The sequence below is a fragment of the Paraglaciecola sp. L3A3 genome, assembly GCF_009796765.1.
In the GTDB taxonomy this organism is placed as follows: domain Bacteria; phylum Pseudomonadota; class Gammaproteobacteria; order Enterobacterales; family Alteromonadaceae; genus Paraglaciecola.
The window spans coordinates 46,019-71,322 of record NZ_CP047023.1; the positions used below are offsets into that span (position 1 = coordinate 46,019).

Genomic DNA, 25,304 nt, shown 5'->3' on the forward strand with positions numbered 1-25,304 from the left:
CCTATGTCATGGATAACGTGCTGCTAGATGTGGTGAATGCGAGAAATAAAAAATGATTTTAGATAGGTACTTTGATGATGGACAAGGGCGTTAAGCCTGTACTTTCTGTTAAACAGCTGAGTAAAGCGTTTGCAGGAAAAACAGTAGTAAAAGAAGTGACATTTGACCTATACCCAGGCGAGATATTGGCTTTAGTGGGGGAAAATGGTGCCGGTAAATCAACCACAAAAAATATGTTGTGTGGTTTATTGCAACCCACATTAGGACAAATATTTGTTGATGGCGAAGAAGTGTCACAAATACAAGGTCAAGCACAGGGAATATCAGCTGTACACCAAGAGCTTAGTTTATTTCCCAGCTTAACTGTGGCAGAAAACCTGTGTATTAATGATTTGCCTGGTCATGCTTTAAATGTGGATTGGCGTGAAACCGAAAAATTAGCAAAACAACAATTAGATTTTCTAGGAGTAGAAATTGACATTTTTGCTAATGTTGAATCTCTTGGTGCAGGTAAACAACAGATTGTCGAAATAGCCAAAGCGTCAATGCATGCCAATAAAGTACTTATTTTAGATGAACCTACCACCTCTTTAACCGCTCCCGAGCGAGAAAAACTTTTCAGCATAATGCGTAAGTTAAAGGCCCGTGGTGTGGCGATGATTTTTATCTCTCACTTTATGGATGAAGTGTATGCCATGGCTGATAAATTTGTAGCGTTGCGTGATGGTACACAAGTAGGTACAGGTTATTTACGGGACGTGCCGCGTCATGAATTAGAAGAAATGATGGTGGGCAGAAAAATTGGTGAATCTGCTTTTGTGCTAGATGCGACATCCGACAAAATAGCATTACGTTTAGATAAGTTGTGTTCACACCGTTTTGACCAAGTCTCACTTTCAGTGGCTAATGGAGAAATTCTGGGTATCGCTGGTTTGATGGGCTCTGGTAGAACCGAACTAGCAGAGTCTATTTTTGGTATTCGTGCTGCAAGCGGTGATATCTATATCGATAACGAATGTGTTTCACCTGTTAGCGTAGCTAAAATGAAACAAAAAGGTGTGGTCTACGTGACCGAAGATCGACGCACAAATGGCATGTTTAGCGGACGTTCGGTGAAAGAAAACGCCAGTGCATCTGGCTTGTCTTATTTTGTTAAGCAATTAGTTAAAGGTTTTGGCTTTAAAGGTGAACGGGCTGCTGCATCAGAATTTGTAAAGGAAATGAATGTCTCTACCCCAAGTATTGATGCATCAGTTAGGCAGCTCAGTGGCGGTAATCAGCAAAAAGTGCTGTTAGGGCGATGGTTAGCCACTAAACCAAAAATCTGCATCTTAGATGAGCCGACTAAAGGTGTCGATATTGGTGCCAAATTTGAGATCCATAAAAAGATAGTGGCACTAGCTAAACAAGGTGTTGCAGTGATTGTAGTGTCATCTGATTTACAAGAGTTACTTGATGTGTCCCATAGGATCATGGTGATGCGGACAGGGCATATAGTGGGGGAATTCGATAGAGCCAATTTCGACCCAGTGAAAATTATTTCAATTGCAGCCAGTTCGGTACACGAACAAAGCCAACAAGTAGCGAGTTAACATGACATTGAATAAATTTAAATTTTTTGACCTAGATTGGTCGGCGATTGCGGTTGCTACTATTGCTTTATGTTTATTTTTAGCCATAGCTTCTCCTGCCTTTATGTCCTTTACTAACATGCAGTCTGTATTAGTGCAGGCGAGTGTGACGGCCATTATGGCAGTGGGTATGACCTATATAATTATAGGGGGTGGCATTGATATTTCTGTTGGCGCGATTTTGTTTTTCATTTCATCGCTGTTTGCTGAGATGGTGGTCTCCACTGGCAGTTATACCCTTGCGCTTTTAGTGTCAATTTCTGCGGGTGTGTTGCTGGGAGCCTTTAATGGCTTTTTATCGATTAAATTTAAAGTCACACCGCTGATTACTACATTAGCCACTTATACCGTATATAGAGGAATGGCTATTCATCTAACTGGCGCACAAAATATTCCTGTGCCTCGCGAACTCGGTTATTTAGGCAATGGCAGTATTTTAGGTATTCCGGTACCTATTTTATTGATGGTTCTGGTGACTGTGTTGGGTGTTTATCTGATTAAAAAAACACGTTTTGGTTTGTATCTTAGAGCCGTAGGCAGTTCAGAGGTATCGGCGCAAGAATCTAGCCTGCCAATTATGCGGGTGACCATTTTAGCCTATTTAATTGGTGGGCTTACTGCTGCTTTGGCTGGTCTTATTTTGATCGCTCGAGTCGGTGGTTTACAGTCAGATATTGGTATAGGCCTAGAATTTACTGTGATTGCAGCAGTGATTTTGGGGGGCACAAAGTTATCAGGAGGTTCAGGCACTATTATCGGCAGTGTGATAGGCGCTATCTTTTTGGTATTAATCGATAACGGTTTGAATATGTTAAATGCTTCGCCTTATGTGTATGACACAGTGCGAGGTGTTGTTTTACTGGTGGCTGTGATTGTTGACAGACTTTCTGAAGTACGTAAATCACGAGAACTGATTAAAAGTAGTGCAATGAAAATACGCGGTGCAACCAATTAGTCAGAGTAATGTGTGCTTTGGCGGTTAATGATTCAATTTTAGGTTTTTTAAAGGAAAAGTAATGAATATAAGTAAAAAATTAAGTGGCCTGCTGTCTGTTGTTACTGTGTTGTTGTTTTCCACAGTTTCAGCGTCAGCATTAGCTGAAAAAATTCGTATCGGTTTGGCTGTTGATCAGTTATTTGAAAGCCGAGTGGCTGAAAACAATGCGATTAAAGCTGAAGCTGAGAGACTGGGTTTTGAAGTAATCGAAGTGGTTGCCGATGGTGATGCACAAACTCAAAATGCACAAATTCAATCTTTAGTGGTTCAGCAAGTTGACGCGATTTTGGTTTGCGCTGTGGATCAAAACACCATAGAGCGAGCATTAATGCGCGCCAAAAGAGCACGAATTCCTGTGATTGCCTATGACAGAGCGCTACCAGATAGTCGCGTAGTGTCAGCATTTGTTGGTCCTGATTCTATGTCTGATGGGCTGCAAGCAGGTCGATACATGGTTGAGCAACTAAAAGCGCTTAAGGGTAAAGTGCAAGTACTTGAGCTGTTAGGTGCGTTAAACGATCAGAATGGTATTGATAGAAGCAAAGGGTTTAAACAAGCATTCAAAGCTTTACCAAATGTAGAAATTGTATCTGTACCAACAGATTGGGATTCTGCTAAAGCATTAGCGGCAACCGAAAACGCATTCCAAGCAAATTCTAATATCACGGCTATTTTTGCTGCTACAGATACACAAATCCCTGCTATTGAAACTGTGCTAACCAACTTAAATAAAAACAAAAAAGTGGGTGAGAAAGGACACGTTGTAGTGACAGGTATTAACGGAAGCAATGATGGCTATGAAGCTACTGTTAGTGGTTTTGCTGACGGTATTGTGGTGATGGACTTAAATGGCATCGGACAAAAAACAGTGCAATTAGCCGCGGCGTTAATTCGTGGTGAGTCGGTTGAAAAACACAATGTTATTGCGGGTAAGTTTTATACAAATAAAAACATTGCTGAGAATAAAGCAGATATCTGGGGCGCGAAGTAGCGGCGCTGGTAAAAAAGGATCGAGTGGACATGTCGTCTAGCATTAAGTTATTAAAAAGTTATCCGTCGTTACTGATTATTGCAGTATTGATAGCGCTGTTTTCATCCCTTTCGCCATATTTTTTTACGGCTGGCAATGCTGAGTCAATTTTATTGGCCAATTCTGTAGTATTGATTGCAGCTGTGGGTATGACTTTAGTATTTTTTACCGGTGGTATAGATCTTTCTATCGCCACTGTTATTAGTGCTACTGCGGTAATTGGCGGATTAGTGATGGCCGCCACCGATAGTGTGTTGTTAGGCACTTGTGCAGCACTCTCAGCGGGTCTGGTTTTTGGTTTGTTAAATGGGGTTTGTGTTGGCTTTTTTGGTTTAAATCCCTTTATCACTACTATGGGCACAGCCTTAATAGCCAGAGGTATTGCTTTCACCTTGTCAGAAGGTATAGCGGTAAAAGGCACCCCAGATGCTTTATTAGATTTTGGTTTTGAGCTGATATGGGGCATCCCCAGTATTATGGTTGTAGCACTAGTTGTGGTGATTATTAGTGCACTGTTCATGGCCAAAACCACTTGGGGCCGGCAGGTCATGTTGTTTGGTAGTAATCGAAATGCGGCTCGTTATTGCGGCATTAAAACTCGTTTAATTGAAACCAGCGTGTATATTGTTTCAGGCTTACTGGCTGGGATTGCAGGCATGATAAGTATTGCTAACTTAGGTAATGCCTTGCCGGGTGTGGGTGATACTTTACTGTTGCTGATTATTGGTGGTGTTGTTTTGGGGGGAACCCATATGAATGGCGGTGAAGGTTCAATAATGAAAACGGTTCAAGGTGTGGCTATTCTAGCGATTTTGACCAGCGGCCTAAACTTAATGGGAATTCCATTTTACGACCAATTGATTGTGCAAGGCGCACTGATCTTTATTGGTTACAGCTTGGCAATGAAGTTAAGTAGAGACTAGTTTTAATATTAAGCAATTATTCGGGTGGTGGCTGTTCAGGCATCACCTGCTAATAAATTAAAATATTTTTAATTTATGATTTTATTTCGTCACTATTGCAATCAACAGGTATAGTGAGATAAATTCAAGCAAATCATATATGCATAACCCCTTGTCTATATGAAATATTTTAATTGGTCTCATGACAGCAGCTAAAAAAGCAATGTGGTTACAAAAAAAATTATCCATATTTCTCTATCATACAAAAACACTCTTTTTATTTTTAGTGTTGTTTGTCTTTCCTGTTGCTGTTTCTGCAGAGAATCTGTTTTATCCTGAAATTGAAAACAATGCATTACATCCTGAAGCATGGATCGAAATCGAGAATTTACCCAGCAATGCTATTCATAATCTTACGGTAGACAAAAATAATCATCTTTGGATGGGAAGTTTTAATGCGGTTTTGAGTTATGACGGGAAAACCCTGACCAAATACGATGTGAAAGACGGTTTATCTAGCTATGCTCCACAATTTTATGTGGTAGATATTGATGATAAAGGGCAGGTTTATGCACTGGGCGAAAAACAAATATATCAATTCAAAGACAACAAATGGCAGCCTTTTGGTCCTTATCTCAGGGGTGCCAAGTATCATTTATGGACACACAGAAAGCTAATATTTGCCCATGATGCTTTCTGGCTTGTGTCGGCAGATAACTTAATTAAAGTCAGTGAAAATGATTATCAATATTTCGAATTATCTGGCCAGTTCATTGAAGAATACATAGTCGATAATGACGGCTTTTTTTGGGTGTTATTTAGAGATACAGGCGATGTAAAACGATATCGTTTGCAAAATGATAAACTGATCGAGCTTAATGTTTGGCCTCGACTAAACAAAAATTTAACCGAGAGCCGATTATTTCAAGTAGCTAACAACCAAATTTGGCTATTGAATCATGATAAACAGCAACCACCACTTTCTCTTGATATTACTGATATAAAACGAAAGCCTACAGCACAACTTAATTGGCAGGAGCAAAATTATCCATCCCAAGCAGGCTACGTTGATCAAGTTGTTTTAGGCACCTCAAAAGGTGAGGTCATGTTAGTCAGTGAAAAAGGCATTTATATAAAAGCTGATAATAAATGGCAATCTACACCTCTGGCTGACTTTAAAATCGATAGAAAAATATTAGGCTTAAAACAATCGAAAGATGGCAACTTATGGTTATTTGAATTTGGCAATGCCATCCGCCGGCTGAATTACAATAAGCCTCGGCAAATAACCTATAAAAATTTAATTTATGGTTGTAAAAGTCAACAAAATGAATTCTTCCTGCACAAAGATGGGAGGGTTATCAGGCATAACGTATTAACCGATATTTGGTATAAACAAACTGTCGACAAGGGATTAATTTCCACTGCGACTAATATTTTATGTACTCGTGAAAATGACATTATTGTTTATGGCTCACATAATAAAACAGCAGCTATCAGTTACCTTCAAAATCTAGCATTCAGTCAAAAAAAACAGATAAAGTGGCAAATACTTTTATTACCTCAACTAGGTGAAAATATTGGCGCTTTGTCAGTATTACAGTCGAGTAGTGGTGATATCTATCTTGGTAGAAACGATGAGAGTTTAATGACCGAGGGAATGCTGGTTAAGTTAAGTAGGTTAAGTAAAGAGAGTGGAGAATTTACTGTCACTGATATCCCCTTGGCAAAATCTCGGGTTGCGTCAATCGCAGAGTTTAAAAATAATCAATTGGTGGTGAGTAATAACAAATTAGCCGTACTCAATCCTGATAACCTTAATTTATCGCAGAATGTTTCGCTTTTAGCTTTGCCAGAACATTTTGTTTATGGCTGGGTAGAGGGAACTGCCAGTGACCTTAATGATAATATTTGGATGGCTAATTGGCACTATGGCGTTTTGTCATATAACGGCACTAAGTGGCGACAATATTCATTAAATGAAGGCTTAAGTAGTGAAAAGGTCTCGACCATATTAGCGCCGAAAGACGGCAGGGTATTGGCGCTTACCTCAACAGGAGTCGACTGGTTTGACGGCACGACATGGCAAAACATGGATATTTATAATGCTCGTGCTATTCGAGAGGGCAGTAACTTAGTTGCCGCAGATGACAATACATTATGGGTCAATCAAGCATCTCGTGATTGGGTGTTTAGGTTTCAACAAATTAAGATGAATTTTAAATGGTATTTTCAACTGCAAGGGGATGTATTTGAAACCATCAAATACAGTCCATCTAAATTAGCCCCTTTAATCACTGTTAGCTTAGAATCTTCAATTGATAATTACCAAAATGCAGTTTTATTGTCATGGCGGGGTAAAGATCAATGGTATGAAACTCCGTCCAGTAAGTTGAAATATTCATACAGACTTAACCAAGATAAATGGTCAGTTTTTTCATCAGACACATCTCATTATTTTACTAATTTGTCAGCGGGAGACTATTCAGTAGAAGTCAGGGCAAGGGACGGTGATGGCAATATTTCACTGACACCTGCAACTATTAGTTTTACGATTTTGGCTCCTTTCTGGCAGCAAACATGGTTTTACATCATTATGGCTAGCCTGTTTGTATTGATGTTTATTGTATTGCTGATGCTTATTGTGCAAAGGTTAAAACAAACCAGTAGAATGAATGAAGTGAGAATGCAGTTTTTAACCAATATTTCTCATGAACTCAGAAACCCGCTATCACTTATTATTTCCCCTCTTGATGAGTTTTTTAATCAGCATGCCAAAGCGAAAGATAATTATGGATTACAACTGGCACTGCGCAATGCCAAGCGGTTAAAACAACTGATTGAGCAACTGTTGCAGTACCGTAGATTACAAACAGGGCAATTGGCATTGAACAATCAATTGCAAGATTTTGTGTTGATGGTGCGTCTATTAGTCGAAGACTTAGCTTTTATTGCCAAGAGTAAAGATCAACAAATTGTATTAGAGACAAAATTAAGCTGTTATCTATGTGAGTTTGACCAAGATGTGGTTAGGAAAATAATTGAAAATCTGATCACTAATGCCATTAAATATTCTCCTGAGAACAGTATTATTTCAGTGAGAATTTTGAAAAGTAAAAGCCTACAGGGTATGAGTGTACATATTGAAGATCAAGGTTTGGGTCTGCCAGCTGCGGAGATAAAAACTATATTCGAACCTTTCTACACCCAAAAAGAACATCGTTTTGCTAATAACAATAGCTTTGGCATTGGCCTCGCTTTAGTCAAAGACTTAGTGACACTTTGCCAAGGCAATATAAGTGTGATCAGTCCTCCTGAAGGAAAATCTGTCGGTTCATTATTTGTTGTCAACTTTGATCATTTTATTGAAGTTAATAATGGAGATACTGAAATACAGGTTTTAGTTTTAGATAAACAGGCTGATACTGACTCAACGATTAATGCTCCGATAAATACCTGTACAGCGCAAAAAGAAGCAGATAATAGGGATAACCCTATTCATTTACTGATTGTGGATGACAATGTTGAACTAGCCAATTATTTACAGCTAGAACTGTCTAATAATTTTATATGTCACGTAGAATACGATGGAAAGCAAGCGCTTACTTATGCTCGTTCAAATGTACCAGACGTAATAGTGTCGGATTATAAAATGCCTAATATGGATGGATTGGATCTTTGCCAAGCGTTAAAAAATGACATAGTCACTAGCCATATCCCAGTGTTGCTGCATACCGCTATGATTGCTGAAGAACACCAACTTAAAGGATTTGCTTTTGGTGCGGTTGATTACCTCTTAAAACCCGTGTCTTTACCCATATTAAAAAACCGTATTAAAAGCTTGATGAAAAATCGCCAACACTATGCAAGTTTTTTACAAAAAAGCTTACAAGCGTTACCTATTGCTAATTCTGCCGATCAGCCAAAAACAGAAGAGAATACCTTTAGTTTAGTAAATAGATCAGCAAATAGCTTAACAAATATATTAGATGGCACTATCACAGCCCAAGAAGAAAAATTTCTACTACTAGTGAATCAAAAGTTGTTGGAAAACTTTCATACAACTGAGTTTAATGCCGAACAATTGGCCGGTCATGTACATATGAGTCGAAGCGCCTTTTATCGAAAATTTAATGCCTTAACTAATATTACCCCTGCTGAATATATTAAACGTCACCGTTTAACTACGGCCAAACAGTTATTGCAAGACGGGTACAGCGTATCAGCAATAATCAGTAAGGTGGGTTATAGCGACTCAAGCTCTTTTAATCGAGCATTCAAAAACTATTTTGGCCACAACCCTTCAGAGCAAAATTCAACTCGGTAGAACGGCTAAGCCTCACTAACCCCAATGCATCAATATGAATTTGGAGCTGTTTACTGGGCTGGGCAATTTGTCTCTATTTGTTGTTAATTTGTATCAGGAATGTTTGTTTTTATGTAACCCATTGTTTTTATTGGTTTTAATTCCTTGTGTTGTTACATCCTTTTTTTGACTGTTAACATACTATTCCGTATGCTGGATTGATAAATAAAAGTGTAGTTTTATACATAAACTATTTTTGACAGTTAAATCTGTTCATTTTTAGTGGAGAATTGTTTTGAAATTTAGTTATTCTTTGAGTCTATTAAATCGCTACTTTTTACTGATTATTACTATGGTTAGTTTTGCTGCCGATGCTGAAATACAGTTTAACAAAGATATCCGTCCTATATTGTCTGATAACTGTTTCCATTGTCACGGGCCTGACAAGGATGATAGAAAAGCCAATTTACGTCTCGATACTGCAGAAGGTTTATTAACTGATCTGGGTGGGCATTTTGCTGTGGTGCCAGGCAATCCTGAAAAAAGTGAAGTATATAAGCGGATAACCCATAAAAACCCTGAAGAGCGCATGCCACCTAAAAGCATGCACAAGGTGTTATCAGAGCAAGAAATATCAACTATCTATGCATGGATAAAACAAGGGGCACAATGGCAAAATCATTGGTCGTTTGAGCCTATTGCCGATGTACCAATACCACCAATCAAACAAAGAGATTGGGCTAAAACACCCATAGATAGTTTTATTTTGTCTCGTTTAGAGCAAGAGCAATTATCAGCCTCTGCTCAAGCAGATAAACGTACCTTGATCAGGCGTCTTGCTCTAGACTTAACTGGGCTTCCCCCTTCGCAGCAACTTATCCAGCAGTTTGTTAACGATGACTCTGCTAATGCCTACGAAAAGGTGGTGGATAAACTACTAGCATTACCAGCATACGGCGAACATCAAGCCCATTATTGGCTCGACGCTGCGCGTTATGCCGATACCCATGGTTTACATTTAGATAACTTGAGAAGTATCTGGCCCTACCGAGATTGGGTGGTGAATGCCTTTAATCAAAATATGCCTTTTGATCAATTTTCAATTGAACAGTTAGCCGGTGACCTATTACCCAATCCCACTCAAGAGCAGTTAGTGGCTACAGGTTTTGTGCGCTCGAATCCAAGTACTAATGAAGGTGGTGCTATTGAGGAAGAGTATGCGGCTATATATGCAAAAGACCGAACTGAAACCTTGTCTACTGTGTGGTTAGGATTAACCACTGGTTGTGCAGGTTGTCATGACCATAAATTCGATCCTATTTCGCAAAAAGAATTTTATCAGTTAACTGCATTTTTTAGAAATACCACTGAAAAGCCTATGGATGGTAATGCTATGGATTATCCACCTTCTATTCATGTATTAAGTGCCCAAGACAAACTGTTAAAAGAAAGCCTTGCCGTCAAGGACAAGACTTTAAAAAGCAAACTGAAGGCGATTGCGACAGAGAATAAAAGTGAACTGAGCAGCTGGATTAAACAACTTGATGGTCAGCAGCCAGTGCCTATTGAAAACTCACATTTAGTTTTTCATTTACCAGCTGATGAAGGTGCAAATAATCAACTCACTACTTATGTGGATGACAAAAAATCATCAGCAAAAGTTAGCGGAAAATATCAATGGGTAAATGGTAAACAAGGTAAAGCTTTAGCCATTAACCAGTCAACCCTTATTGAGCTGGGCAATACCGCTGAATTCAATTATAGGGATAGGTTTAGTGTTAGTTTTTGGTTGAAAGTACCGAAAGAAAAAATTAAATCCCAAGCCATTATTGGTCGTATAGATGTGGATCCTAATAAAGGCTGGTGGAGTGGGGAAAGTACTACATCAGGTTGGTTTGTTGAGCTGAGTAACGAAAATTCACTTAAATTAGCGCTCAATTATGGTGAATCGTCATTTATTGAAGGCAGCCTCTGGAATGTGATCAAAGCTGATACTTGGCAACATTTCACTATTCAATACAATGGCACGGCTAGTCAAAAATCATTTCAATATTATGTAGATGGTGAAGAAATACAGGATGCACAAGCCCGTAGTCTCAGCACTGAAGAATTTAATAAAGTAGCCAACACTAAAATCAGTAATCCACTCGCGGTTGGTTTTGTCCAAAACCCTTATGCTCACAAAGAAAACCGTTTAGATAAAGAGGTCATGGCCAAGCAGCAAGCTAGTCCTTTTGTGGCGGTCCAAGATTTACGGGTTTACAACATGATTCTAACCGAGAACGAAAATCATTTAATTGCCAAGATGCCAGAAATAAAATCTGCATTAGCAACTAATACAAACGACTTGTCTGAGGCACAAAAAGACTTACTAGCTGATTATTATGCAAGTCAAATTTCAGTGGCTGGAAAGGCTCTTACTGCCCAGCGTATTTCGCATCTGCCACAAATCGCTGATATAGAAAAACATTCTCCTATCACTTTGGTTTTGCAAGAGAAAGCAAACAGCAGCCCTTCGGCACATGTGCTTAATCGGGGCTTATATGATGATAAAGGAGAAGAAGTTTTTTCATCCACCTTAGCTGTGTTACCTAGCATAGACAAAAGCGAAAATCTCAATCGTTTAGATCTAGCTAAATGGTTAGTCCGAGATGATCACCCGTTAACGGCTAGAGTTACTGTTAATCGTTTTTGGCAATATTTGTTTGGCAAAGGTTTAGTCGAAACCGCGGGCGATTTTGGTAGTCAAGGCACGCCACCTACACACCCAGAGTTACTGGATTGGTTGGCAAATGACTTTAAAAATAATGGTTGGGATGTGAAACGGGTAATAAAACAAATGGTAATGTCGGCCACTTACCAGCAATCATCAAAAATCACTTCAGAACTTAAAGAAAAAGATCCATTAAATCAACTTTATGCTAGGTCTTCACGTTACCGCTTAGATGCAGAAGTGATTCGTGACCAAGCATTACATGTTAGTGGCTTATTAATCGATAAGGTAGGGGGCAAACCGGTTAAGCCATATCAACCAGACGGGCTGTGGAAAACTGTGGCATATGTTGACAGTAATACCGCAAAATTTGTCCAAGACTATGGTGAAAACTTGTATCGAAAAAGTTTATACACTTTTAGAAAGCGCACAGCGTCTCCTCCCGGTATGGCTTTATTTGATGCGCCAGATCGAGAAAGTTGTGTAGTACAACGAGATCAAACCAATACACCATTACAAGCATTGTTATTAATGAATGATCCACAATTTATTGAGGCGGCTAGAGTGATGGCTGAGTCAGTTTTAAAGGCGAATACTGAGGATAAATTTAGTTATTTAATTGAACACTCTCTTGGCCGTAAACCAGATGAATTTATGCTGAAAACCTTAAAGAACTCCTATCAAAACTTAAAACGTTTGTATTTAACCAGTGAAACTGCTGCTGATGAATTAATCAATATCGGAGAGTCGCAGGCCGACGAACAGTTGGATCCTATTGAACTCGCGTCTTGGACTATGCTCGCCAACCAAGTATTTAATTTAGATGAATTTATTACCAAAAATTGACCTAGTAATTGAAAAAACAAACAACAAATAATTTACTGAGTTAGTTAATTATCTAGCAGCCAAGGCTACTAGCTAAGGAGAGATAAAATGAATACCAAAGATACAGAATTTGCCGTTAAATATAAAACCTTAAATAGGCGAGGCTTTTTAAAACAAGGCGCCGCTGGTTTAGCTTGTCTTTTAGGGCAAAATGCTCTGGCATCTGAACCCGCTCAATATTCTTTAGGGCGCGGTAGTTTGGGCTCTCCTCACTTTAAGCCTAAAGCTAAACGAGTGATTAATTTATTTATGGCTGGCGGTCCTTCGCAGCACGATATGTTTGACTACAAACCAAAAATGAAAGAATGGTTTGGCAAAGATTTACCTGAAGAGATACGTAATGGCCAGCGTTTAACGGGCATGACTTCAGGACAAGATAGTTTTCCCATTGCCCCGACAATATATGATTTCCAGCAGCATGGAGAAAGTGGCGCTTGGGTCAGTGAATTGATGCCCTATACCGCAAAAATGGTAGATGATTTAACCATCATAAAATCTATGCATACCGAAGCGATTAATCATGATCCGGCTATTACCTATATTCAAACTGGCTCTCAGCAACCGGGGCATCCGAGTATGGGCGCTTGGTTAGATTATGGCTTAGGTAGCGAAAATACTAATTTGCCTGGATTTGTGGTGTTGCATTCAAGTTGGACTGGCAGAAAATCAGCTCAAGCATTATTTAATCGATTGTGGGGCAGCGGTTTTTTACCGGCCAGTCATCAAGGTGTCGCGTTTCAATCATCTGGTGATCCCATTTTGTATTTAACTAATGCTAAAGGCATTAGTTCAGACGTGCGTCGTGCCATGCTCGATGGCCTAGCAAGTATGAATCAGCAGCACTTTGAACGTATGGGAGATCCCACAATAGCTTCTCGCATCGCTCAATATGAACTGGCTAATCGTATGCAAACTTCTGTACCTGAGTTAGCTGATATTACTAATGAAAGTAAAGCCACATTAGATTTATACGGCCCTGACGTACATAAACCAGGTACTTTTGCCGCCAACTGTTTGATGGCAAGGCGTTTGGCTGAGCGTGGGGTGCGTTTTACCCAAATATTTCATCGTGGCTGGGATCAACATCAAAATGTGGCGGCGGATTTACCGAATCAATGTCGAGATGTTGACCAAGCCTGTTACGGCTTAATTACTGATTTAAAATCTAGAGGATTATTAGAAGACACAATAGTCACATGGGGCGGAGAATTTGGCCGTACCATTTATTGCCAAGGTAAATTAACCAAAGAAAACTATGGCCGTGATCATCATCCACGTAGTTTTACTAGCTGGGTTGCTGGTGGTGGTTTTAAAGGTGGGATTGTGCATGGTGAAACTGACAAATTTGGTTATAACATTACCAAACACCCAGTACATATTCGTGATCTTAATGCCACAATTTTGCATCAATTGGGTATCGACCACAAACGTTTGTCGGTGAAGTATCAAGGTTTAGATCAAACCTTAACTGGGGTCGAAAAATCGTATCTCATCAAAGATATTATTAGCTAAAACATCCAACTAATCTCATAACTACGAGCGATATTATGCAGTCTTCTTTACCCCGCCATTATCTTTATTCTCTGATCCTTGGATTGGTGCTGATTACCTTTTTACTATGTTTACCCTATTTAGCGGATCTAGATGGCGAAGTAGGTAACGATTGGGCAATATTTTTTGGACGTTTTCATATTGTGGTGCTGCATTTACCTATAGGTTGGTTGATGTTGGTACCTTTCATTGAGGTGATTTCCCGAAAGTGCCAGCTAGCGGAACTCAGTAAAGCTATACGTTTTATTTTATATTTTGCTGCTATTTCTGCAGTTTTAGCCGTTATTGTTGGATTCACCCTTGCCAGTTCTGATGGTTATTCTGGTGAGTTAGTGACCACTCATATGTGGTTGGGTATCACTACGGCTATTTTTACTATTTTGGCTTGCCTAGCAAACGAAACCTATCACCTAGCTAAAAAACATATTTATCAAATAACCTACTTTGCTTGTTTATCTATTGCCTTGGTGGCAGTCATCATTGGTGGGCACTTAGGGGGCTCATTGGTACAAGGTGAGGGCTATTTGACTGAAAAGCTGCCAACAGAACTTAAAATAACTCTAGGTTTAGAAAAGCCGGAAATGTTACTTAGTTTAGAAACGCCTATTTATCAGGGCTTTATAGAGCCTATGTTAGCTCAGCAGTGTATGAGTTGTCATAACGCTGGGAAAATTAAAGGCCAATTTCAAATGGATACCCTTGATGGCTTATTCAAAGGTGGCAAAAGTAAAAAACCAAGCATAGTAGCGGGTGATGCCGAAGGCAGTGAGTTATTCCATCGTGTTAGTCTACCAAGAGATGATGACCAAGCCATGCCACCAGAAGGGCGTACACCTTTAAATGAACAGCAATTAACACTGATGAAATGGTGGATCAATGCTGGAGCACCAACAGAAAACAGTATTCATCAGCTAGCTAACGATAAACTCACGCCTGAAGTTTCTCTTATCATTGAGCAGTTAATTGCTGAATCACAAGAGCGTTTGTTTCCGCTTAAAACCTATACCAGTATGCAGCCTATGGAATTACAAAAGCATGTAAACCAATTAAAAGATAACTTCGGAATCGATATCAGCACGGTGTCACAAGATCCTAAAGACGGCCTACAGATTAGTTCCTTCAATTTCCATACCCCTTTAAGTATTGAAGCCAGGGATTCGTTAAAACCTTTGGCTGAATTTATTACTGCGGCTGATCTTGGTGATATGAGTATTAGCTCTGAAGTGATGAACGAAATTGCTAACCTGTCGCAGTTAAGGGTGTTGTTATTGGATAATGCCAAAATTGCAGGAGATTTAGCGCCCTTAAGCCGACTCAATAAATTACAGGTGTTAAATTTGTTTAATACAAAAGTAGGCGATGAATCCGCTAAAACACTGGTTCAGATATCGTCATTAAAGAAACTTTATTTGGCCAATACCGATTATACCGAGCAAGGATTAAATATGCTGGAAGCACAATTGAGCCACACTAAAATTTATCATTCGGTGGTGAAAAACCCAGTTAACGCAGCAGTAGAAATATCAGCAGAAACAAACGAAGACGGGCTTGATAGCCCTACAGAATAAGCAACAATAATAGGGATAAGTAGACTAATTATGACAATAAGAATTAACCAATTAGCTTGGCTATTAGTGGGCATAACAAGTTTTTCTCTGTCGAGTCAAAGCTTGGCACACGAGCATAAAAAGCCAACATTAGACCAGCCCAATCCAGTGGTTGATAAACAAAGCATTATTTCTGGGGGATATCAGTATCAACCTAACTATTTAACCTTGCCTAAAGAAATCGATATTAAACATGCTCATGGTTTAACCCGTGATAATGACGATAATATATATTTGGCTTATGAGTCTAAAACGATTGATGAGAATACTCATGCCATTGCTATGTTTGATAAACAGGGCCATTTCATTCGTTATATTGGCGATTCGGCTATCGCCTATGGTTCACCACATGGCTTAGATTTGGTGTATGAGAACGGCATAAAATATCTGTATTTAAGTAACAATGGACAAGCTGTTCGTAAAATTGATCTAGATGGCAATATATTATGGCAGTCAGATAAATCGCCTGACACTAACATTTATCAAAAGTCGCCCCTTAAGTATAAACCTACCGACACGGCCACTAATCCAGATTCAAATCAGTTATATGTTGCTGATGGATATGGCAGTTCAACCATTACTGAGCGTGATAAACAAACGGGTAATTTTTCAAATAAAGTATGGACGGGTGAAAACTCAGGTCAACATTTTAAGGTGCCCCATGGCGTGACCTTTGATCCCAGAACAAATAATATTTTAGTTGCTGATCGTGAGAATAAACGCATTGTTGTTCTAGATCGCCAAGGAAACTTTTTAAATGAGTTAACAGGTGAGGGCATCAGCCGAGTCTGTAATACCGATGTGTGGCAAGAACAATTATTGGTGCCTAACTTAAACGGGACAGTGGCTTATTTAGATAAAAACAGCAAATTGATTGATGTGATCGAGTTAAATAAAGTACTGGGTGCTGAAGGCCATAAACATCCTCACGACGCTATATTTATGTCTAATGGTGATATTGTGATAGGTACTTGGAATCCAGGCAAATTATCTTATTGGAAGCGTCTTAATTACTGAAACCACAGGTTATAACAATATAATAGGGTTAGACCGCTAACCCTATCTTTTACCTCACCGAGATCGGTTAACTTGCTTGATTTTGCAAGTGTTCTAAAGTGGTAATTACACCTCTTAACTCTGCCAAACCTCTTAATCTTCCGGTAAACGAATAACCAGGATTAATGCCTTGTTGCTCTAGTTCTTCGCCCATTAGGTGGCCATGATCTGGACGCATCGGGATTAAGTAGTCTGCTCGGCCTTCTAATTTACGGCGCTTTTGCTCATTTAATAACGCAGTAATTAGGCCAATCATGTCGTTGTCGCCGTCTAGGTGGTCTGATTCAAAGAAGGAGCCATCAGGCTCTCTTTTTACATTTCGCAGATGCACAAAGTGCACTATGTCAGAAAACTCTTTGGCAATTTCGACTAGGTTGTTGTCACAACGTGCGCCAAATGATCCGGCACATAAAGTTAAACCATTGGCTCGGCTTGGTACTGCTTGAGTTAACAGTCGCACATCTTCTGCCGTTGAAACTACTCTGGGTAAACCAAATAATGAAAAAGGTGGATCGTCAGGGTGAATACACATCTGTACTCCCGCTTCTTCTGCTGTAGGAATTATCGCTTCTAAGAACAAAATAAGGTTGCGACGCATACCTTCATTACCTAGTTGGATAAATTCAGCAATAGCTTGCCTGATGCTGTCTCTTGAATATGATCCTTCACCACCGGGTAAACCAGCAATGATGTTTTTTTCTAGTAAGGCTTTTTCTTGTTCAGACATAGCATCTAGTCGAGTTTTAGCTTTGGCTAATAGCTCAGGTGCATAATCTTGTTCGGCGTTATCACGCTCAAGAATATAAACGTCGTAGGCTGCAAAATCAGACATTTCAAAACGTAACGCTTTGGCTTTGTTAGGCATAGAATATAAAAGATTAGTACGGGTCCAATCTACCACCGGCATAAAGTTGTAACAGATGCTGGCTATGCCTGCTTTGCCTAAGTTTTTAATTGATATTTTGTAGTTTTCAATATGTTGTAAATAGTCACCAGTGCGTAACTTAATATCGTTATGCAGTGGCACACTCTCTACTACTGACCAAGTTAAGTCATTGTCTTCGATTAAATTTTTGCGTGCCATTATTTCATCTAAAGACCAAGCGTCGCCAGTAGCAACATGGTGTAAAGACGTGACCACTCCTGTAGCTCCTGCTTGTTTTATGTTGGCTAAAGAAACTGTGTCTTTAGGGCCAAACCAGCGCCATGTTTCTATCATTTTTCTGTCTCCGCTAAATCTGCTATTTGTTGTGCGCGCATACTTAATTCTGCCGCTTTAAATGTATGGTCTTGTCTCATGGCGTTTTCGGTTCGGTTGATAACGTCCAAAATGAGCTGGCCAAAATATGGGAAGCTAGATTGTCCTAAACAATCCATTTCTTGCTCTTGTTGGTTATTGGTTATAAATAATTTTGACGCAGGTGCTTGGCGAGCGACATCATTGTATTTGCGACACTCAATATTACCTGTTGTACCCATAATGAAGGTACGTCCATCACCCCAAGTGGCTTGTCCTTCAGGGGTAAACCAATCGACTCGGGTGTAGAAAGACGCGCCATTCTCGGCTGTCATAGATATTTCGCCAAAGTCTTCTAGGCCAGGCTTATCTTGGTTGTTTAAGTTAGTAGCACGGGCAAAGTTTATAGTAGCGTTAGTGACACCAGCATAAGTTAAAAACTGTTCTACCTGATGGGATCCAATATCGGTCAATATGCCGCCATAACAATCTTTATCGAAAAACCAATCAGGGCGAGTCGCTTTTGCTAAGCGATGTGGGGCCAAATTGATCACTTGTAAAACACGGCCAATAGCGCCTTGTTTTATAAGCTCACCCGCTTGCCATGCTGCTTCATTGTGTAAGCGTTCGGCGTAATAAACTGCATATTTTTGCCCTGTACTGGCCACTACTTCTTTTACCTCAGTTAATTGCTCTAAGGTGGTAAAAGGGGATTTGTCGGTAAAATAATCTTTACCTGCTTGCATCACTCGTATACCAATGCCTGCTCTTAAGTGCGGGATTGCAGCAGAAGCCACCAGTTTAGTGTCGATATCTTCTAATATTTGTTCAAATGAATCAGCCACAATCGCTTGCGGATATTTCTCACAAAAGGCAGCTAGGCGTGTTGAGTCTGAATCGTACACATATTTAAGTGTGGCACCTGCTTGCAACAAGCCATTTGTCTGGCCATTAATATGCCCGTGATCTAAATAGGCAATAGAAAACGTAAATTCGCCGGGTTGCACTACTTTTTCACTGATACCACTTGGTGCGTAGTTGGCGCCATCTTTCACATTTACTTTTCTAGGAGTTGAGCTTTGCGCCATTAGATATAACCCATTTTAACTAAAGTTGAATAAATCACACTGGCAAGCACGGTAATGATACAAATTGCCATAGCAATATTAATAAATAGGCGTTTGCTGCCTGTTGGCATAGCGTCGCCTAAATAAGCTTTATTATTATTGAGTAATGCCCAGCCAATATAGGCGATGGGTAACAAAAATCCGCAAATGGCTGACGTAGGCAATACCACGTAAGCGCCCATAGTTTGCCAAACAAACACACCAAGAATGGCTGGTGTCGGGGCCAACAAAGCCAGTTTGTATTTAAAGCTGTTTTCAGACCAACCAAACATAGCGGCAGCTGCTGAGCCACAACACAACATATGCATGACCAATGAGCCGACTGCCATACCAAAAATACCAAAGGCAAAGATAAGGCGGCTGGTGACTTCATCTAGGCCTGCAGACATAAACATAGTGCCAGCTTGAGTGGGACTTAATTTACCTTGAATATCTAAATCAGAGCCATAAAAGGCACCTGCGGCAGCTATTGAAATTAAGCTCGTCACTAAAATGTAAGGTACAACTAAACCTAAGCCTATATCGTAACGAGAGAGCTCTGCATGCTCTTTACCCCATTTTTTATGCAGTAACGTATAGCCATAGATAAATGTCATATTGATACCTACAGCACTACCTAATGCGGCCATTACCACTGTCACACCTTGAGCGTCTGTTGGTAGTGAAGTAGGAATATAACCTGCAGCAACTGCAGCCCAGTCTACTTTGCCGTTAAGTGAGGCACTAATTACCACCCAAGCAAAGGCTACAATTATTAAGGCGCTAAGAATTTTAATACCGGTTTCAAAATACTTAACCGCGTTATTCTTACCGCCTTCACTGTCGTGGTCACCGTACTTCCAAGCGGTAAATGCAACGCCCATCCAAATCAATATGGCCAGCGCAAGTAAGTACATATCTCTGGCCATGCCAGAGTCTTTATCAACTGAGAATCCTGTACTCACCACCACTATTTCTTCTAACATCGCGGCACTTAAAGGGTAATGAGCAAAGCCCCAAATAATACTTGAGGCAAAAGCTGCAATCGCCCATCCCCAAGCTATAGGTACATTGACGTGCTTTTTCATTGCTTCAAAAGGTTTGTCTTGGGTATTTAAGGTTTGGTGAGACAATACAAACAACATGATACAACCAATAATCATGGCAACAGGTTGCACCCACAACAATTCGTAACCAAATAGTGCACCAATAGTTAATGAGGTAACAGCACTGCCCCCACCTAAAGTCATGGCTCCTTGCAACCAGCCTGGGCCACTGAGTTTTACATAGGTGGGGACGCGGGCGTACCAAGGTTTGGCGGACAAAGCTTGCAGTGTCGCGATTTCGCTATTGTTATTCATAATTAGAGCTCTTTATTTTTATGATTATTAATTTGTGAGTAATTGCCACTAACGATACGAAGCGTTCATATCGACTTTAGCTTGTGCATTCGACTTTTCTCTTAAGATTGAATGCGAAGCTTTTTCGGTTAATAATGTTTGGTATTTTTGTCTGTCTAAAGGCAATGCAACCGATTGTTTGTTCCAAGTTGATTGCAGCATGGCATTCGCTATATCTAAAGACGCTAAACCGTCTTCTGCGGGAGCGATTAACTCAGCATCACCTTGTATAGCTTGGATAAAATTATTCATGATAATAGCGTGTTGATTGACTTTGTCAGAGATGCTGATGTCAGTGGTTGTCACTTTGGGCATACCAAACATTTCGTCAGTATTGGCACAAAAGGTGGCGGTACTTTGATCATTTAATTTTTGTGTTAACTTGCCACTCCCGTCAACAACAGTAAAATGAAGACTGCCTTTATCACCAATAATATCAAAACGATTAACACCAGGCGCTTCACCAGTCGAGCCAATAAAAACACCTGTGGCTTTATTGTTGTAACGTAAGTAAGCCGTGACTTCGTCTTCGACTTCTATGTTGTGATATTTACCAAACTCACAAAAGGCGGTGATTTCGTTAGGTACGCCGCAGATCCACTGAAAAATATCTAGGTTATGGATACATTGATTAACCAATAACCCGCCACCTTCTCCTTTCCATGTGGCGCGCCAGTCACTGACTTGAAAGTAAATGTCAGGGCGAAACCAATTGGTCATGGTCCAATGGGTACGTTGAATGTCACCTAAAATACCACTGTCGATAACCTCTTTCATTTTCTTGAAAGTAGGGTCGGTACGTTGATTTAACATCAAGGCAAATTGAGTGTTAGCCGGTTTGATTTTAACCAGTTGTTCGCCTTCCCAGCTTGATAAACCAATTGGCTTTTCAAGCATTACATGTAAGCCCTTTTCCAAAGCATATTTGGCGATAGCAAAATGTGACAAGGTCGGCGTGGCAATTAGTACTGCATCAACACTGCCAGAATCAATTAATTCTTGATAGTTAGTAAAGTGTTGAGCACTAAGCTCATCAGCTAGTCCAGTGTTGTTGCGAGCACATAGAGCGGTGATTTGGCAATGTTCTACCGCGCCAGAGGTAATATTATTAATATGCTGCTGGGCGATATTACCTAAGCCAATGACACCTAATTTAATGATTTGTTTGCTCATAATAATCTAGTGCACTCTCATTTTTTTGATGGTTTCGTTGGTATACGGCATGTCTTGATCTTCGGTGTGATAACGCACGCTTTGTATTGTACTAGAGGATACTTCACTTGCTCTGTTGTTCCATGCATTGCGAATATACGTGGCTATATCAGCTATGTCTTCATCACTAATATTAGGCGCTTGTGCCATGCCAGGCATGACCATACCACTATCGTAAGTTTTACCTTTTACGGTAATTGGGCCACTAAAACCGTGTAATAAAATACCGGCTAAACGTTTAGGGTCGCCTGTTACCCATTCACTTTTATTTAAAGGTGGAATGGCAGGGTTACCTTCACCATCAGCACCATGACAGCCAAAACATCCCGCTTCACCATTAAATAACAATTTACCTTTGGCGGCACTCTTGGCTAGGCTGCCTGTTAATTTTTTCTTAGTTTTCAGCACAGTGTTGCTTAATTTGGCAATTTCTGCGGCTGCCTCAGGTTGAATATTGTTTTGCTGAGAAGCTAAAAAGTCAGCTTCATGATTGGCTAAACTGGCTTCTACAAAAGCCGAGTTACCATATTTATTAATGATATTAGCCGTGGCAGGCCAAGCTTGATGTGTACCTGCCGCTAACACTAATGCTTGGGCAGCTTCTTGGCTAACGCTTTGGCTTTGTTGTGCCAACCAAGTCTTAATGGCTGAAGAGCTAGGTAGCAATTCAACTAAACGATAGATACTAGATTTCACTTTGGCATTGTTAGTAGTGGCCGCCTGTTTAAGTATGTCGAACTTATTTTGACCTAAGCCTTCTAATACCCATAAGGCTTTGATTTGCGCTAAATGGTTGTCGCTGGTCGTCACCATTTTTTGTAACGCTTGAATAACTGACGAGTCTTGTTTCATTACTAATAACTGTTGCGCCATGTCTCGGTGCCAGCCATTATCATGAGCCAAAAATGGTACAAGTTCAGCTGCTGACAAGTCATTTAAATAGTCAACTTTAGGCATAGGGTTAGTTTTAGATTTAAGGCGGTATAAACGACCAATATGTTTGCTTCGCTCTAGATCTCGAGATTTGATTTGATCTGACAAGTAAGTGGTTAAATACGTACGGTGTTGTAAAATACCGTGGTAAAAATCTACTATCATCACAGTGCCATCTGGTGTGTTGTTAGTGTTTACAGGGCGAAATCTTTCATCGGTTGAGGCTAAAATTTCTTGTTTTTCAAATAGATTTTTACCCGTCACTTGACCATTTGTATCAATGACTTTATTGGCTCGCATTAAGTTAGCAGCAGGCTCAGTGACCAAACTAATGTGGCGATATTGTTCAGGATATTGATTGCCACGATAAAAAACAGGGCCACCAGCTGCGGTATTGCCTTTTAGTTTAAAGTCTTTGTCGTACATACCTTCCATGTAACCACGGTTAATCCCAGGAGTCACACGAATCGGGTAAATGTCATTGCGGCCTACATTTTGGTTTATCAGCTCTTTCGGAAAGGCTTGCTTTTTGTTGCGATAAACGACATTAGGTAAATATGAGGTAGTACGCAAAGGTGATGAGTTATCTAAAAAGTAGTGGCGTCCATAATCATCTTGGGTAATTCCCCATTGACCTCTAAATTCAGTGGGACCTACTGCCATTTTCCAATATTTGTTGCGGTAGATTTCTTTAGTATCTTTAGGAAGATCTACCGCTAAAGGGTAGGGACGATAACGTTTACTTGATTTAGCGCTGTAGTACCAGTTATCTAAACTAAATAATAAGCCGTTTGGTTTGTGTTCTACATTGCCGCCTTTGGCATAGTCTTTATCAACCATTTCTGTTTTGACTAAACTCACTTTGCCATCGGTTTCTGATAATTCAGAAAAATATAAACTGGTATTATCAGCCCAAATAATACCTTTATCGATAAAGGCTAACGCTCTGGGCAATATTAAATTCGGTAAGACTACTTGGCGGGTATCCATGGTGCCGTCTTGGTCAGTGTCGGTTAGCATCACGATTTGGCTGTCGTGTTTCATTTCACCTGTCGCCAATGTGTCTTGCATATAAGTGGTCATTTCTAATGCCCAAACACGGCCTGCAGAATCATAGATTGCAAAAACCGGATCGAATATTAAAGGGCTATCGGCGATAACTTCAACTGCAAAATCAGGATGCACCACAAACGAGTTCATGGCTTGTTCAATACTTAATATTGGGGCTTCAGGAATAATATTTTCAGGCACTACCTTTTTCATGACGTGGCCTTCTCTGTCACCCGGATTTGACTTTTTAGAGATACCTTCAGGTTTTGGCAAATTGCGTAATTTAAGGTTTTTAACTTCTATTGAGCCTTTGCTATTTTCAACAATCACAGGGTTGACAGTTTTAGGAATGACACCAATATATTGGTAATCGACCATTTTGATATTGTTGATCCAGTGCTCTATTTGTGAGCCTTTCACCACTAGGCGTACTCGATTCCAACCTTTACCAATGCGCAAGCTTCCCCAGCCTTTTGGTTCGGTTAAATTGGTAGGAGCAACTCGCCCGACAATGGCGCCCATAGCTTGATTATTATTAGCGGTTTGTTCCACTGTGGTTTCACTAGATAACTGAAATTCAAAACCTTTACCATTTGTGTCACGTAAATAGTGAATGCCGTTATCTGCATTATCAGAAGAGTTAACATCAAACTCCAGTTCAAAATAATGGCTAGTGACAGGGATAGTTAAGCTATTTTTTTGTTGTTTAGCATCTGCTTTCAACGCTTGGTTTTTAATTTTCCAGTCGCCCGTTTGTTGTGGTGAAGTGTTAGATTGACCATCCCATAATAACTGCCAACCATTAGCTTGTTGTTCGGTTGTTATTTGGTTGTTGATATAACTAAACTGTTCAATGTCAGCAGGTTTGTTGACATGATCTTTGATATTGTTAGTTAAAATTTTAGGATCGCGCCATTTAACTGTTTTATTCACCTTGTCGCCACCGGCACTGTGGATCTGCAAAGCAATAAAGCCTGTTGGACTCAAATCATCAATTAAGTTACTACAAGGCACATTGTTAATATAAGTACGAATACTCTGACCTACCGCTTCTACGCGATATTTATTCCAACCATCTACTTTGAATTCTTTACTGCAACTCTCATTGCGACTTAATGTGTATAACCAGCCACGACGACCTTGATCAAAAATACCTCCACTCCAAGCGCGAGGGGCCGTGTCTATTTCCATTTGGTAACCGGCTACTGTTGCACCTCTATTCCCTTGGATTTTCTTACTACGGAACTGCACACCAGAATTAAGTGGTGCCTCGGCCTGAACATCAACTTCAAAAATAAAGTCGCTAAATATTTCACCTGTGGTGAAGTAAGTGCTATCGCGGCTTGCGATACTAGTACCAATAATAGTGTCATCTTCAAGCACGTAACCCGCATTACCGCCTATTTTTTTCCATGCATCTAAATTGCCATCTGCAATTAAAGAGCGCCAGCCTGCGTCGGCTTTTTCAACTTTAGCCTGACTGGGTGATTTAGCAGACGCTTCTTCGTGAATTGAGCAAGATTGGAGCAAAGTAGCGGAGAACAGCACTCCAACAAAAACTGTTTTTAGTTTTGATGAAGTAGACAAATTTGATGGTTTCATATTATAGCAACTCTAATTTTTTTTGGACTGACCAATTTAGCCAGTATAAAAGGCGCACCTGTATTTTCAAGTAATTAATGTAAATA

General features: G+C 40.0%; 14 protein-coding genes. 9 read left to right on the forward strand and 5 right to left on the reverse strand.

The genetic code is table 11. The features are described 5' to 3' along the window. Positions 1–74: 74 nt before the first annotated feature. The 9 genes from GQR87_RS00190 (at position 75) to GQR87_RS00230 (ending at position 16,639) form a co-directional block, all read left to right on the forward strand. The gene (locus GQR87_RS00190; RefSeq protein ID WP_158965384.1) at positions 75–1,592 is read left to right on the forward strand and encodes a sugar ABC transporter ATP-binding protein; all 1,518 of its coding nucleotides are present in this window, start codon (positions 75–77) and stop codon (positions 1,590–1,592) included. Between the two features lies 1 nt (position 1,593). Beyond that, a complete protein-coding gene (locus GQR87_RS00195; RefSeq protein WP_158965386.1) occupies positions 1,594–2,586 on the forward strand; it encodes an ABC transporter permease in 993 nt (330 codons plus the stop codon). A 61-nt stretch (positions 2,587–2,647) separates the two neighbouring features. Next, positions 2,648–3,619 carry a sugar ABC transporter substrate-binding protein gene (locus GQR87_RS00200; RefSeq protein ID WP_158965388.1) on the forward strand — a complete coding sequence of 324 codons (972 nt, stop codon included), beginning with the start codon at positions 2,648–2,650 and terminating at the stop codon, positions 3,617–3,619. Positions 3,620–3,648: 29 nt separating this feature from the next. Then, a complete protein-coding gene (locus GQR87_RS00205) occupies positions 3,649–4,581 on the forward strand; it encodes an ABC transporter permease (RefSeq protein WP_158965390.1) in 933 nt (310 codons plus the stop codon). A 181-nt stretch (positions 4,582–4,762) separates the two neighbouring features. Then, a complete protein-coding gene (locus tag GQR87_RS00210) occupies positions 4,763–8,887 on the forward strand; it encodes a hybrid sensor histidine kinase/response regulator transcription factor (protein ID WP_158965392.1) in 4,125 nt (1,374 codons plus the stop codon). A gap of 274 nt (positions 8,888–9,161) precedes the next feature. Then, complete coding sequence (locus tag GQR87_RS00215; protein ID WP_158965394.1) at positions 9,162–12,425, forward strand: DUF1553 domain-containing protein; 3,264 nt, start codon at positions 9,162–9,164, stop codon at positions 12,423–12,425. An 87-nt stretch (positions 12,426–12,512) separates the two neighbouring features. Then, entirely contained in the window at positions 12,513–13,976 is a 1,464-nt protein-coding gene (locus tag GQR87_RS00220; protein ID WP_158965396.1) for a DUF1501 domain-containing protein, read from the forward strand. 35 nt (positions 13,977–14,011) lie between these two features. Then, complete coding sequence (locus tag GQR87_RS00225) at positions 14,012–15,583, forward strand: c-type cytochrome domain-containing protein (protein ID WP_158965398.1); 1,572 nt, start codon at positions 14,012–14,014, stop codon at positions 15,581–15,583. Between the two features lie 30 nt (positions 15,584–15,613). Continuing rightward, entirely contained in the window at positions 15,614–16,639 is a 1,026-nt protein-coding gene (locus GQR87_RS00230) for a hypothetical protein (protein WP_158965400.1), read from the forward strand. Between the two features lie 67 nt (positions 16,640–16,706). Here GQR87_RS00230 and uxuA read toward each other — a convergent pair whose 3' ends face one another. Genes uxuA through GQR87_RS00255 form a run of 5 tightly spaced genes read right to left on the reverse strand, consistent with a single transcriptional unit; the run spans position 16,707 to position 25,218 of the window. Beyond that, positions 16,707–17,897 (reverse strand): mannonate dehydratase, encoded by a 1,191-nt coding sequence (uxuA, locus tag GQR87_RS00235; protein WP_158965402.1) that lies wholly within the window; start codon positions 17,895–17,897, stop codon positions 16,707–16,709. Next, positions 17,894–19,003 (reverse strand): Gfo/Idh/MocA family protein, encoded by a 1,110-nt coding sequence (locus GQR87_RS00240; RefSeq protein ID WP_158965404.1) that lies wholly within the window; start codon positions 19,001–19,003, stop codon positions 17,894–17,896. Before GQR87_RS00240 ends, uxuA begins: the two co-directional genes overlap by 4 nt. Then, positions 19,003–20,382, reverse strand: a complete 1,380-nt coding sequence (locus GQR87_RS00245) for a divalent metal cation transporter (protein ID WP_158965406.1) — start codon at positions 20,380–20,382, stop codon at positions 19,003–19,005. The genes GQR87_RS00240 and GQR87_RS00245 overlap by 1 nt, the downstream gene beginning before the upstream one ends. Positions 20,383–20,430: 48 nt before the next feature. Then, positions 20,431–21,594: a Gfo/Idh/MocA family protein gene (locus GQR87_RS00250; RefSeq protein WP_158965408.1), complete on the reverse strand. Its 1,164-nt coding sequence runs from the start codon at positions 21,592–21,594 to the stop codon at positions 20,431–20,433. A 6-nt stretch (positions 21,595–21,600) separates the two neighbouring features. Next, entirely contained in the window at positions 21,601–25,218 is a 3,618-nt protein-coding gene (locus tag GQR87_RS00255; RefSeq protein WP_158965410.1) for a PVC-type heme-binding CxxCH protein, read from the reverse strand. Positions 25,219–25,304 lie beyond the last annotated feature (86 nt).